14 protein-coding genes are annotated in these 13,448 nt (G+C 63.3%); 5 read left to right on the plus strand and 9 right to left on the minus strand.

The features are described 5' to 3' along the window. Positions 1-472, minus strand: a 472-nt coding sequence (locus APH36_RS10080) for a YdcF family protein (protein WP_177337096.1), incomplete at its 3' end; no start/stop codon positions are given. Between the two features lie 135 nt (positions 473-607). Beyond that, positions 608-922, minus strand: a complete 315-nt coding sequence (locus APH36_RS10085) for a hypothetical protein (protein ID WP_019098017.1) — start codon at positions 920-922, stop codon at positions 608-610. Between the two features lie 229 nt (positions 923-1,151). Here APH36_RS10085 and leuS point away from each other — a divergent pair, with 229 nt between their 5' ends. From leuS to APH36_RS10110, 5 genes are all read left to right on the plus strand, one after another. Further along, complete coding sequence (leuS, locus tag APH36_RS10090) at positions 1,152-3,758, plus strand: leucine--tRNA ligase (protein WP_060498509.1); 2,607 nt, start codon at positions 1,152-1,154, stop codon at positions 3,756-3,758. A gap of 61 nt (positions 3,759-3,819) precedes the next feature. Continuing rightward, positions 3,820-4,425, plus strand: a complete 606-nt coding sequence (lptE, locus tag APH36_RS10095) for an LPS assembly lipoprotein LptE (protein WP_060498510.1) — start codon at positions 3,820-3,822, stop codon at positions 4,423-4,425. Positions 4,426-4,464: 39 nt separating this feature from the next. Continuing rightward, positions 4,465-5,502 (plus strand): DNA polymerase III subunit delta, encoded by a 1,038-nt coding sequence (gene holA / locus APH36_RS10100; RefSeq protein WP_060498511.1) that lies wholly within the window; start codon positions 4,465-4,467, stop codon positions 5,500-5,502. A 189-nt stretch (positions 5,503-5,691) separates the two neighbouring features. Then, positions 5,692-5,856, plus strand: a complete 165-nt coding sequence (gene arfA, locus APH36_RS10105) for an alternative ribosome rescue factor ArfA (protein ID WP_060498512.1) — start codon at positions 5,692-5,694, stop codon at positions 5,854-5,856. Between the two features lie 60 nt (positions 5,857-5,916). After that, on the plus strand, positions 5,917-7,233 hold the full coding sequence (locus tag APH36_RS10110; RefSeq protein ID WP_060498513.1) for a lytic murein transglycosylase: 1,317 nt from the start codon (positions 5,917-5,919) through the stop codon (positions 7,231-7,233). A 70-nt stretch (positions 7,234-7,303) separates the two neighbouring features. On the opposite strand, the gene APH36_RS10115 is transcribed toward APH36_RS10110, so the two are convergent. The 7 genes from APH36_RS10115 to mltB form a co-directional block, all read right to left on the minus strand. After that, a complete protein-coding gene (locus tag APH36_RS10115; protein ID WP_060498514.1) occupies positions 7,304-8,242 on the minus strand; it encodes an LD-carboxypeptidase in 939 nt (312 codons plus the stop codon). Positions 8,243-8,328: 86 nt separating this feature from the next. Next, positions 8,329-9,345: a lipoyl synthase gene (gene lipA / locus APH36_RS10120; protein ID WP_016712182.1), complete on the minus strand. Its 1,017-nt coding sequence runs from the start codon at positions 9,343-9,345 to the stop codon at positions 8,329-8,331. A 2-nt stretch (positions 9,346-9,347) separates the two neighbouring features. Further along, a complete protein-coding gene (gene lipB, locus APH36_RS10125) occupies positions 9,348-9,995 on the minus strand; it encodes a lipoyl(octanoyl) transferase LipB (protein WP_019098023.1) in 648 nt (215 codons plus the stop codon). Then, complete coding sequence (locus tag APH36_RS10130) at positions 9,995-10,270, minus strand: DUF493 domain-containing protein (protein ID WP_003249736.1); 276 nt, start codon at positions 10,268-10,270, stop codon at positions 9,995-9,997. The genes lipB and APH36_RS10130 overlap by 1 nt, the downstream gene beginning before the upstream one ends. Before the next feature lie 73 nt (positions 10,271-10,343). After that, a complete protein-coding gene (locus tag APH36_RS10135; protein ID WP_016712184.1) occupies positions 10,344-11,504 on the minus strand; it encodes a D-alanyl-D-alanine carboxypeptidase family protein in 1,161 nt (386 codons plus the stop codon). A 220-nt stretch (positions 11,505-11,724) separates the two neighbouring features. Next, on the minus strand, positions 11,725-12,726 hold the full coding sequence (locus APH36_RS10140) for a septal ring lytic transglycosylase RlpA family protein (RefSeq protein WP_060498515.1): 1,002 nt from the start codon (positions 12,724-12,726) through the stop codon (positions 11,725-11,727). Next, positions 12,726-13,448 (minus strand): lytic murein transglycosylase B (gene mltB, locus APH36_RS10145; protein ID WP_060498516.1); only part of this gene is annotated, 723 nt, incomplete at its 5' end. The genes mltB and APH36_RS10140, both read right to left, overlap by 1 nt.

Consider the following 13,448-nt stretch of genomic DNA (forward strand, 5'->3'; position numbering starts at 1 on the left):
GCCACTTCACGTCAACAGCAAAGTCGTCGTGGAGGCGATCCGCCATCAACCGCGCCTCACTCGGCGGCGTGCCATAGTGCAGCCCGCCACTGGTCAGCACCGGCAAGCCCGAGGCCTTGGCTAACTGCGCAGCAAAACGCATGCGTTCCAAAGCCGTGGCCGTGGGCTGGTCGCTACCGCCCCAGGCCGGGTCGCCGCGCTCACGCCCTGCGCCCAGCACCACGATGGCATCCGCCCGCCGCGCAAGACCGGCCCAGTCGTTTACAGCCAACGGAGGCTCGCTTTCCAGCCTATGGGCGGTTTCCTGCACCACCAGCGGCAAACTCATCAGCCACAGGCCACCAAGCCCGACGGCAAAGCACAGCGCCGCCAACCGTGGCCGCCGGGCACGCAGCCACCACGCCGCAAGCAGCAGCAGAAACAGGATGCCCGGCGGCATCAGCCATTGTTTGATGAAGAATCGGATCGGCATCGGCCACACCTCCTTGGCAGGCGTGCAGCCTAGAAGGATCGGCGCCGGTCAACAAGGGTGCGGCCGGCGCCGATCGTGAGTTGTGTGATAGTGAAGAACCGGCGCGCGATAGCCCGCGCCTGGCGTCCTGAACGGCTAGCGATGTGGCAGCGTCCTGGATCTCGCCGTATTGGCGGGGCGTTTCTTGTCCTTGAGCCAGATGATCTTGGCCGATGTCGGCTCCGCTTGCGGGTAACTGCCGACAGAGGCATTGTGGCGCTCCGGGAGGGATTCCAGGTAAGCCTTGATCACTTCGAACTCTGCGTGGCTCAGGCCGCGCAACTCCAGCTCGGCTGGCATCTCGTCGCGCAATCGTACCGAGGTCCTTGCCACTTCCAGTGCCAGGCCAAGCCGGTCGATCAGGCGCTCGTAAAGCTCCGGTTTCATTGCGGGTAGCTGCGTCTCTCCCATCCGTTCACCTCAATTGAAGATAAAGAATATCTCCCCCCACACCTGAGCTTAGCGGCGCCATGAAAAGCAGCCGGGTGCTGCGACCAGCGGCCATTCGCAACGAAGGTTTCCCACGATGCGCAGCGCTGCTGTATGCTACGGCGTTCACTCTAAACGACACCGGAGTGCCGGACGCAGCGAGGTTCCGCTGCCTGGAACAAGGTCTCTCCTCTCTCAGCCAAAAGTAGCCATGCACGAACAATACACGCCCCGTGATATCGAAGCCGCCGCCCAGAAGTTCTGGGACGAGCAACAATCGTTCGCTGTTACCGAACAGCCAGGCAAAGATACCTACTATTGCCTATCGATGTTCCCGTACCCGAGCGGCAAGCTACACATGGGCCACGTTCGCAACTACACCATCGGCGACGTGATTGCCCGTTACCAGCGCATGCTGGGCAAGAACGTCCTGCAGCCGATGGGCTGGGACGCATTCGGCATGCCCGCGGAAAACGCGGCGATGAAAAACAACGTCGCCCCGGCCAAGTGGACATACGAAAACATCGATTACATGAAGACCCAGCTCAAGAGCCTGGGCCTGGCCATCGACTGGGCACGTGAAGTCACCACCTGCAAACCCGACTACTACCGTTGGGAGCAGTGGCTGTTCACCCGCCTGTTCGAGAAAGGCATCATCTACCGCAAGAACGGTACCGTGAACTGGGACCCGGCAGACCAGACCGTACTGGCCAACGAGCAGGTCATCGACGGCCGTGGCTGGCGTTCGGGCGCGCTGATCGAAAAGCGCGAAATCCCGATGTACTACTTCCGCATCACCGACTACGCCGACGAGCTGCTGGAAAGCCTCGACGAGCTGCCGGGCTGGCCTGAGCAGGTCAAGACCATGCAGCGCAACTGGATCGGCAAGTCGCGCGGCATGGAAGTACAGTTCCCGTACGACCAGGCCAGCATCGGCCACGAAGGCACCCTGAAGGTCTTCACCACCCGTCCCGACACGCTGATGGGCGCCACCTACGTCGCCGTCGCCGCCGAGCACCCGCTGGCCACCCAGGCGGCCCAGGGCAACCCGGCGCTGCAAGCGTTCATCGACGAGTGCAAGAGCGGCAGCGTTGCCGAGGCCGACATGGCCACCCAGGAGAAGAAAGGCATGGCCACTTCCCTGCTGGTAGAGCACCCGCTGACCGGCGAGAAGCTGCCGGTATGGGTCGCCAACTACGTGCTGATGCACTACGGCGATGGCGCCGTGATGGCCGTCCCGGCCCACGACGAGCGCGACTTCGAGTTCGCCCACAAGTACAACCTGCCGGTCAAGGCCGTGGTACGCACCAGCGCGGGCGATGAAGTGGGCAGCGAGTGGCAGGCCGCCTATGGCGAGCACGGCCAGCTGATCAACTCCGCCGAGTTCGATGGCCTGGACTTCGCCGGCGCCTTCGACGCCATCGAAGCCGCCCTGATCCGCAAGGAACTGGGCAAGTCGCGCACCCAGTTCCGCCTGCGTGACTGGGGTATCAGCCGCCAGCGCTACTGGGGCTGTCCGATCCCGATCATCCACTGCCCGTCCTGCGGCGACGTGCCGGTGCCGGAAGACCAGCTGCCGGTCACCCTGCCCGAGAACGTGGTGCCGGATGGCGCCGGCTCGCCGCTGGCGCGCATGCCGGAATTCTATGAGTGCACCTGCCCGAAATGCGGCACTGCGGCCAAGCGCGAAACCGACACCATGGACACCTTCGTCGAGTCGTCCTGGTACTTCGCCCGCTACGCCTCGCCGAACTACGACAAGGGCCTGGTAGACCCAAAAGCCGCCAACCACTGGCTGCCGGTCGACCAGTACATCGGCGGTATCGAGCACGCGATCCTGCACCTGCTGTACGCGCGCTTCTTCCACAAGCTGATGCGTGACGAAGGCCTGGTTACCTCGAACGAGCCGTTCAAGAACCTGCTGACCCAGGGCATGGTCGTCGCCGAAACCTACTACCGTGTGGCCAGCAACGGCGGCAAGGACTGGTTCAACCCGGCCGATGTCGAGATCGAGCGCGATGCCAAGGCCAAGATCATTGGTGCTCGCCTGAAGACCGACGGCCTGCCGGTGGAAATCGGCGGCACCGAGAAGATGTCGAAGTCGAAGAACAACGGCGTCGACCCGCAGTCGATGATCGAAGCCTACGGTGCCGACACCTGCCGCCTGTTCATGATGTTCGCCTCGCCGCCCGACATGAGCCTGGAATGGTCCGACTCCGGCGTCGAAGGTGCCAGCCGCTTCCTGCGCCGCGTCTGGCGCCTGGCTCAGGCGCACGTCAGCCAGGGCCTGCCGGGCAAGCTGGATGTCACCGCACTGGACGACGCGCAGAAGGTCATCCGCCGCGCCATCCACGCGGCCATCAAGCAGGCCAGCACCGACGTGGGCCAGTACCACAAGTTCAACACCGCCATCGCCCAGGTGATGACCGTGATGAACGTGCTGGAGAAGGCCCCGCAGGCCAGCGAACAGGACCGCGCACTGCTGCAGGAAGGCCTTGAAGCCGTCACCCTGCTGCTGGCCCCGATCACCCCGCACATCTCCCACGAGCTGTGGCAGCAACTGGGCCACCCAGGCTCGGTAATCGATGCCGCCTGGCCGAGTGTCGACGAACAAGCGCTGGTGCAGGACACCATCACCCTGGTGGTGCAGGTCAACGGCAAGCTGCGTGGCCAGGTCGAAATGCCGGCTGCTGCCAGCCGCGAAGAAGTCGAAGCCGCTGCCCGCAGCAACGAGAACGTCCTGCGCTTCATCGATGGCCTGACCATCCGCAAGGTCATCGTGGTACCGGGCAAACTGGTAAACATCGTCGCCAACTGATGGCAGCGCCCGCTCGCAGTCACTGCGGGCGGGCGTAACAGGCCCACAAGGGAGCAACAACATGATCAAACGCAATTTGCTGGTAATCGGCCTGGCGGTCATGCTCAGCGCCTGCGGTTTCCAGCTGCGCGGCACCGGCTCTACCGAGCTGAGCGTGAAGGAAATGGACGTCAGCGCGCGCAACGCCTATGGACCGACCGTGGTCCAGCTGCGTGAAGTACTGGAGCGCAGCGGTGTCAACGTACACGCCGGTGCGCCCTACCGTCTGGTGCTGACCAACGAGCAGGAAAACGAGCGTTCGGCCACCTACAGCAGCGGCAACCGTACTGCCGAATACGAGCTGACCACAGTGCTGAACTACAGCATCCAGGGCCTGAACAACCTGGAACTGATGAGCGACAAGCTGGAAGTACGCAAAATCTACGTGCGTGACGGCTCGAACATCACCGGTTCCGAGCAGGAAGCCAACCGCGCCCGTGAAGAAATGCGCCGCGATCTGGTCAACGCCATGGTCGTGCGTCTGCAGATGCTGAGCCCGTCTCAGCTGGACGAACTGCAGCGCAAAGCCGACGAACGCGCCCAGGCCGAAGCCGCCGCGCTGGAAGCTGCCCGCCGTCAGCAGGCCGAAACGCCTCAGCAGTCGCCGCTGGAAGTACCGGGCAACTAAGCCCGTGCGGGGCACCTTCGGGTGCCCCACCTGTTTCCCATGAAACTTGCCCCCGCCCAACTCAACAAGCACCTGCAAGGCGCCCTGGCACCGGTCTACGTGGTCAGCGGCGACGACCCGTTGCTGTGCCAGGAAGCTGCCGACGCCATCCGTAAGACCGCGCGTCAACAAGGTTTCGACGAGCGCCAGGTGTTCAGTGCCGACGCCAACTTCGACTGGGGCACCCTGCTCCAGGCTGGCGCCAGCCTGTCGCTGTTCGCGCAACGCCGCCTGCTGGAACTGCGCCTACCTTCGGGCAAACCCGGTGACAAGGGTGCCGCCGCACTGATGGAATACTGCGCCAACCCCGCCGAAGACACCCTGCTGCTGGTCAGCCTGCCCAAGCTCGACGGTAGTGCGCAAAAGACCAAGTGGGGCAAGGCGTTGATCGAAGGCGCGCATTGCCAGTTCATCCAGATCTGGCCGGTGGACGTGCATCAGCTTCCGCAGTGGATCAACCAGCGCCTGCAACAGGCCGGCCTGTCGGCACAGCGTGACGCTGTCGACCTGATTGCCGCGCGCGTGGAAGGCAACTTGCTGGCAGCCGCACAGGAAATCGAAAAGCTCAAGCTACTGGCCGACGGCAACCAAATCACCGTGGAAACGGTGCAGGCCGCGGTTGCTGATAGCGCTCGCTTCGATGTCTTCGGCCTGGTGGACGCCATTCTCAACGGAGAAGCTGCGCATGCCCTGCGTATGCTCGAGGGGTTGCGTGGCGAGGGGGTAGAACCGCCAGTCATCCTCTGGGCCCTGGCCCGTGAGCTGCGCCAGCTGGCTGGGCTAGCCCAACAATTCAGCCAGGGTGTACCGCTGGACAAGGCCTTCAGCCAGGCCCGCCCGCCGATCTGGGACAAACGCCGACCGTTGGTCAGCAAGGCCCTGCAACGTTTGTCAGCACAGCGCTGGGCTCAGTTGTTGCAGGATGCCCAGCGTATCGATGCGCAAATCAAGGGGCAGGCCGAGGGCTCTCCTTGGACGGGTTTGGCTCGCCTGTCGCTGCTGATGGCTGGCCAGCGTCTGGCGCTACCCCCGGAATAACGGGGGTAGCTGTGGGAGCGGGCATGCCCGCGAATCAGGCGACGCGGTCGATGGCACCGGCTTCGCCGGTGTTCGCGGGCACGCCCGCTCCCACAGGACTGCGATCGACCATAAACATTATCAATTGGCCCCTACCCGCACCAAGCCCTACAGTGCGCCCCGAAACCCACCCAACCCGGGAACCCCGCTATGAGCAAAAAGCCGAAAAAGCACGGCCCCAACAAGGCCAAGTCGATCATCGCCCAGCCCCTGTTCCGCTGCTGCCAGGAACAACCGGTCAAGGGCAAAGGCAGCTACCGCCGCGAAGCCTTCCAATCGAGAGATTGGGAGGCTTCCTACTTTTTGGCTGCATGAAAGCATCGCAAGCGCAGGCATGGTATGGTCGTCACCTGACCTGCAATTCTGGATCTGTGCATGCTCTTCCGTCTTATCCCCCGTTGGGAAACCCGCCAGCTGATCGCGGCCTCCAGCTTCATCCTGCTTGTGGCATGCGCGGAAAAACCCACCGCCGCCGACGCACTGCCGCTGGCCCCTGCGCAACCCGCTCCCGTGGTAACTGTGCCCGGCGCGACGCCTGACGTCAGCACCGAAATCCAGCCTCTGCAAACCTTCGCCCAGTGGCAGGCCGGCTTCCGCCAACAGGCCCTGCAAGCCGGGATTTCACCCAGCACCTTCGACCGCGCGTTCCTCGGCGTCACCCCTGACATGGACGTGATCAAGGCCGACCGCAGCCAGCCAGAGTTCACCCGCCCGGTGTGGGAATACCTCGAAGGCGCCCTATCGCCCCTGCGCGTGCGCAACGGCAAGAAGCTGCTGGAGCAGAATGCCGAGTTGCTGACACGCATCGAACAACGCTATGGCGTGGACCGCCAGGTGCTGGTCGCGGTGTGGGGGATGGAAAGTAATTTCGGCCAGTTCCAGGGCAGCAAGTCGGTGATCCGCTCGCTGGCCACCCTGGCCTACGAAGGCCGCCGCCCACAGTTCGCCCAGGACCAGCTGATCGCTGCGCTGCAGATCATCCAGCATGGTGATATCCAGCCTGAAGCCATGCGCGGCTCATGGGCCGGCGCCATGGGCCAGACCCAGTTCATCCCGACCACCTACAACACCCACGCCGTTGACTTTGACGGCGATGGCCGCCGCGATATCTGGAACAGCACACCCGATGCCCTGGCTTCGACCGCCCACTACCTGCAGAGCTCGGGCTGGAAGCGTGGCCAACCGTGGGGCTTCGAGGTACAGGTGCCGGCTGGTTTCGACTTCTGGCAAGCCGATGGCGCGCTGCGCAAACCGGTGAGCGAGTGGCTGGCGATGGGTGTGAAACTGCCTGCAGGCACGCAACTGCCCGCCAACAGCAACCAACTGTCTGCCGCCCTGCTGCTGCCGGCGGGGGCGCGTGGGCCGGCGTTCCTGGTGCTGGACAACTTCCGCGCCATCCTCAAGTACAACAACTCGTCGTCCTACGCGCTGGCGGTGAGCTTGCTGGGGGATCGTTTCAGCGGCTGGGGCTTCATTGCCGGCAGCTGGCCGAAAGAAGACCTGCCGCTGAGCCGCAGCGAGCGCATGGAGTTGCAGAACCTGCTGAACAGCCGCGGGCATGAGGCCGGGAATGCCGATGGCATCATCGGCGCCAATACCCGCAAGGCCATTCGCAATGCCCAGCAAGGGCTGGGGTGGCCGGCGGATGGCTACCCGACCCACAGGCTGCTTGAGAGCCTGCGTCAGCAGTGAGATTGCTGGGGGCGCGTTGCGCCCCTTAGCGGGCGTGCCCGCGAAGGGCTGCAAAGCAGCCCCGACAATCTCAAACCTCGAACAGATCCTGCTCCAGCACCAACTCCTGCCGATCACTGTCCAACCTCACCCGCGCCCCTAACGGCAAGCACACATTCGGGTCACAGTGCCCGCTGCGCCACCCCGCCAGCACCGGCACACCCAGCGGGGCAAAGGTTTCCTCCAGCAACGGTGCAAGCGCCGCCGTTGTAATCCCGGCAAAATCCCCAACCAGCACGCCCTTCAGCCCTTCCAGCTTGCCCGCCAGACGCAACTGCGTCAGCAGCCGGTCCACCCGGTACAACGGCTCGTTGACGTCCTCGATAAACAAAATGCAGCCCTGGGTATCAAGCTCGGCCAGCGTCCCCATCGTCGCCCCCAGCATCGACAGGTTACCGCCCAGCAGCGGACCACTGGCCACACCCGCCAATACACTGCTCAAGGCATAGTCCGTCGGGTGCACGATCTGGTCGCCTGCCCGCACATGCCCGCCCAACTGCGCCAACAACGACGACTCGGTCGGCGGCAACTTCGCCCCCAGCAAGTCGGCATTGAGCATCCCTCCATGGAAGGTGATCAGCCCGGCATGCCGATAGATGGCCGTGTGCAGCGCGGTTATGTCGCTGTAGCCGATCAACGGCTTGGGGTTGCGCCGAATCAGGTCAAAGTCGAGCCGATCAAGCAGGCGCATGCTGCCGTAACCACCGCGCATGCACAGGATGGCGTCGATGGTCGGATCGGCAAAGGCATCGTGCAAGTCTTGCAAGCGCTGCTGGTCAGAGCCTGCCAGGTAGCCCTGGGCCTGGTTGACAGCGGGGTACAGGCGGCAGCCGTAGCCACGGTCGGCAAACCACTGGCTGACCTTGTGCGTATCCAGCCTCGCCGCGCCTGCCGGGGCGACAATGGCAAAGCAGGCGTTAGTCGGCAACGCGGCTGGCAGGCTCGGTAGTAACGTTTCGGCACAGTTCATTGCGGCTCCTTGCAGCGCTTGGTACACAAACAAAAATGCCGATGCCGCCCTTCGGCGTGCATCGGCATGCGTGCCTCAGACCAGGCTCAGAGCTTGATCTTGGCTTCGTGGGCCTGCTGGTCAGCGTGGTACGAAGAACGCACCAGCGGGCCAGAGGCGACGTTCTTGAAGCCCATCTTGTAACCTTCCTCGGCGAACCAGGCGAAGGTGTCCGGGTGCACGAAACGCTGCACCGGCAGGTGGCTGCGCGACGGCTGCAGGTACTGGCCGAGGGTGAGCATGTCGATGTCATGCTCGCGCATGCGGTGCATCACTTCGATCACTTCCTCGTCGGTCTCGCCCAGGCCGAGCATCAAGCCCGACTTGGTAGGTACATGCGGGACCATCTGCTTGAACTTCTGCAGCAGGTCCAGCGACCAGTCGTAGTCCGAGCCCGGACGCGCAGCCTTGTACAGGCGCGGTACGGTTTCCAGGTTGTGGTTGAACACATCTGGCGGCTCTTGCGCGGTGATTTCCAGCGCGACGTCCATACGGCCACGGTAGTCCGGCACCAGGGTTTCCAGCTGCACGCCCGGCGACAGCGCGCGGATTTCGCGGATGCAGTCGGCGAAGTGCTGGGCACCACCGTCACGCAGGTCGTCGCGGTCCACCGAGGTGATCACAACGTACTTCAGGCGCAAGTCGGCAATGGCGACAGCGAGGTTTTTCGGCTCGTCCAGGTCCAGCGGCTTCGGCCGGCCGTGGCCTACGTCACAGAACGGGCAACGACGGGTGCAGATGTCACCCATGATCATGAAGGTGGCGGTACCACCGGAGAAGCACTCGCCCAGGTTCGGGCAGGAAGCCTCTTCACACACGCTGTGCAGCTTGTGCTTGCGCAGCAGTTGCTTGATGCGGTCTACCTCGGGCGATACCGGAATACGCACGCGAATCCAGTCAGGCTTTTTCGGCAGCTCTTCGGTGGGGATGATCTTCACCGGGATGCGCGCCACCTTTTCGGCGCCACGCAGTTTTACCCCAGCTTCCACCTTCTTCGGCGCTGGGCGCGGGGTGACATCCTGGGTGGGTATCAGGTTCGGCACGGCTTCTTGCACAGTTGTCATATTCAGTCGATTCCGCCCGTGAGGGTCGTCTGCTCAGCGTAGTCGAGGTGCTTGACCAGCTGTCCGCGCAGCCTTGTCCTGACCTCGTCGAGTTCGATCGGACCTGCCAGGTCGCGCAGCTGGGTCATCGCCAGCCCCGCATAGCCGCAGGGGTTGATTCGGCGGAATGGCGCAAGGTCCATGTCCACGTTCAGGGCAAGGCCGTGGAACGAACGGCCGTTGCGAATTCGCAGGCCGAGGGAGGCGATTTTCGCTCCATCGACATAGACGCCCGGGGCGTCGGGCTTGGCAGAAGCCTGCACGTCGTAACTGGCCAGCAGGTCGACCAGCGTCTGCTCGATACGGCTGACCAGCTCGCGCACGCCAAAGCCCAGCCGGCGCACATCCAGCAGTAGGTAGGCCACCAACTGCCCGGGGCCATGGTAGGTCACCTGGCCGCCGCGGTCGGTCTGCACCACCGGGATGTCGCCCGGCACCAGCAGGTGCTCGGCCTTGCCAGCCTGGCCCTGGGTGAAGACCGCAGGATGCTCGACCAGCCAGATTTCATCCTGGCTGTCCGGGGTGCGCTGCTCGGTGAAGCGACGCATGGCCTCCAGCACCGGTTCGTAGGGCTGCAGGCCAAGCTCGCGAAAACCGAGACAGGCGGACATCAAAGCACCATTTTCACGATGCCGGTAGCGCGCAGGGCGCTGTTGATATCGTGCAGCTGGTTCTCGCTTTCGGCAACGATGTGCAATTGCACGGTGGTGTACTTGCCTTCCTTGCTCTGGCGCTCGGCCAGGGTGGAAAGGTCGACTTTCGCGTGCTTGCTGAGGATTTCGATCACGGTGTCCTTGAAGCCGACAACGGTATCGCCGATTACCTTGATCGGATAATCGTCGCAAGGGAATTCGATTTTATGCGACTTGACGTCTGGTTCGCTCATGGCGGAAACGGCCTCGTAAGCCGTGGCAACAACAATGCCCCCGCGAGATACGCGGGGGCATGCAGGTCACGTATCAGTTGAACAACCCGTAGAAGAATAGACGGATGCTATCCCACATACGGCGGAAGAAACCACCTTCCTCGACGCCATCGAGGGCGATCAGGTCGGCACTGTGAACCACTTTCTCGTCCAGTTTGACTTCCACTTTGCCGATCACGTCACCTTTGGCGATGGGTGCGGTGAGCTGCGGGTTCATGGTCATCGAAGCCTGCAGGCGCTTCAATTGGCCTTTAGGCATAGTCATGGTCAGGTCGTCGGCCAGGCCAGCCTTGATCTGGCCGGTGGCGCCCTTCCAGACAGGAGCCTGGGTCAGCTCAGTGCCCTTCTGGTAGAAGGTCTGGGTTTCGAAGAAGCGGAAGCCATAGGTCAGCAGCTTCTGGGTTTCGGCAGCACGCGATTGCTCGCTGTTGGTACCGAACACCACGGCGATCAGGCGCTGGCCGTCGCGAACGGCCGAAGCCACCATGCAGTAGCCAGCTTCGTCGGTGTGGCCGGTTTTCAGGCCATCGACGGTCTTGTCACGCCACAGCAGCAGGTTGCGGTTCGGCTGCTTGATGTTGTTCCAGAAGAATTCCTTCTGCGAATAGATGGCGTAGTGGGCCGGGTCGACGGTGATGATCGCACGGGCCAGGGTGGCCATGTCGTGCGCAGACGAATAGTGGTCCGGGTGCGGCAGGCCGGTCGGGTTCATGAAGTGGCTGTTGGTCATGCCCAGGTCGGCAGCCGTCTTGTTCATCATGTCGGCGAAGGCATCTTCGCTGCCGGCGATGTGCTCGGCCAGGGCGACCGAAGCGTCGTTGCCGGACTGGATGATGATGCCGTGCAGCAGGTCGCTGACGGTCACCTGGCTGCCCACCTTGATGAACATGCGCGAACCGCCAGTACGCCAGGCGTTTTCGCTGACGGTGACCGGGTCGTTTTCACCGATCTGGCCACGGCGGATGTCCAGGGTGGCGATGTAGGCGGTCATCAGCTTGGTCAGGCTGGCCGGCGGCAGGCGCTCGTCACCGTTGTTCTCGACCAGCACGTTGCCGCTGGACGCGTCCATGAGTACGTAGGACTTGGCTGCCAATTGAGGTGGTGCCGGCGTCATCTGCTCAGCCGCGAAGGCGGCAGGCGTGATCATCAGCAGTACAGGCAGGCAAAGTCGTTTGGCAAGGTTGGTGATGTTCATCCGTCTCTCGAAAATCGCTAATGGTCTGAGATGTTCCCTGGGCAAGATCGTGTGCCCAGCGCCAGTCAGTCTAGTTTTTTGGCCGTCGGCCTGGCCCACGAACGTGCGGCTTTATGTCGCTGCGGGCAAAAGCCGTCATTGTACATGGGCGCGCCCGGCAATTCATGACAAAACCGACAGTTTGGTTGCGGCCACGCTGATGGCCGCCCCATATAAACGGTCAGTCTGCTGTGACCAGCTTGGCCTGCCCCAAGTTCGCCAGGCGGATGCTGTCTTGTGCCTGCTGGATCTCGCCCTGGCTGCCAATCGGCCCCAGGCGTACGCGGTGCAGGGTCTGCTGGTTACGCACGATCGAGCTGATGAACACCGGCGCATTGACCATGGTGCTGAGCTTGGAGCGCAGCAGCTCGGCTGCGTCCGGGTTGGCAAAGGCGCCTACCTGCAGGAAGCTGCCGCCGTTGCCCGCCGGCACGTTGTTGCCCCCCACCTGCACCGGCACCACCGGCGCTGCGTGCTGCTGAGGCGGCGGGGTCCATTGCTCGACACGCCCGGTGTTGGCCGGGATCGCCTGGGTCTGGGCTACCTGCGGTTCTTTGAGCACCATCGGCGGCGTCTGGCCACGCTGGGCCCACCACTGCTGCGGGTCGATACCCTCGACGCGCACATGCGCGGTGCCGATCTCGGCGTAACCCAGCTTTTTCGCAGCCGCATAGGACAGGTCGATAATACGGTCGGAATAGAACGGGCCACGGTCGTTCACACGCAGGATTACGCTGCGACCGTTGGCCAGGTTGGTCACCCGCACATAGGCCGGCAGCGGCAGCGTCTTGTGCGCTGCGCTCATGCCGTACAGGTCATACAGCTCGCCGTTGGCGGTGTTCTGCCCATGGAACTTGGTGCCATACCACGACGCGGTGCCCTCGGCGCGGTAGTTGCGCGAGTCCTGCATCGGGTAATAGGTCTTGCCCAGTACCGTGTACGGGTTGGCCTTGTAGTTGCCGGTGTGCACGGTCGGCGTGGCATCGGGGATCTTGTTCACATCCACGTCCCACCACGGTGCACCGTCCTTGTGTGCCCGGTTGATGTCCAGGCCTGGCTGGCTGCGCACGACGTTGCCACTGCTCTGCTGGGCCGGGCGGTTGGAGGAGCAACTGGCCAGCACCACGCCAACGGCGAGGCAGGTGAGCAGCTTGAAAGAGTTGCCAGAGATGATTGCGCGCATTACTTGACGCCCCGTACTTGAACCAGCTGTTCCGCAAGCTGATGCACCGCCATGGCATACATCACGCTGCGGTTGTAACGCGTGATCGCGTAGAAGTTCTTCAGGCCCACCCAATACTCGGGGCCATTGTCACCCTCAAGGCGGAAAGCGGTAACCGGCAGATCATCGCGCAGCGAATCATGAACCGACCAGCCGAGCGTGCGCAACTCCCCGACGGTTTTCACAGGCTCGATGCCTGTGGTCAGGCCTTCGTCGGCGCGCGCGCCATCCACCCAGGCGCGGCTGACCACGCCCCCACCGGCCACCCAGCCATGGCGCTTGAAGTAGCTGGCGACGCTGCCAATGGCATCGTCCGGGTTGTTCCAGATGTTGATGTGGCCATCGCCGTCGAAGTCCACCGCAAAGTTGCGGAAGCTGCTCGGCATGAACTGCGGCAGGCCCATGGCGCCGGCGTAGGAGCCTTTGAGCGTGAGCGGGTCGAGCTGTTCATCGCGGGCCAGCAACAGGAATTCGCGCAGTTCCTTGCGGAAGAATTCAGCCCGAGGCGGGTAGTCGAAGCCCAGGGTCGACAGGGCATCGATCACCCGGTAGTTGCCGGTGTTGCGGCCGAAGAACGTTTCCACACCGATGATGGCGACGATGTACTGTGCCGGCACGCCGTATTCCTGCTCGGCACGGGCCAATACCGCCTCGTGCTGGCGCCAGAAGTCCACACCACGGGC

This window comes from Pseudomonas sp. NBRC 111133, from assembly GCF_001320605.1.
Taxonomy (GTDB): Bacteria; Pseudomonadota; Gammaproteobacteria; order Pseudomonadales; family Pseudomonadaceae; genus Aquipseudomonas; species Aquipseudomonas monteilii.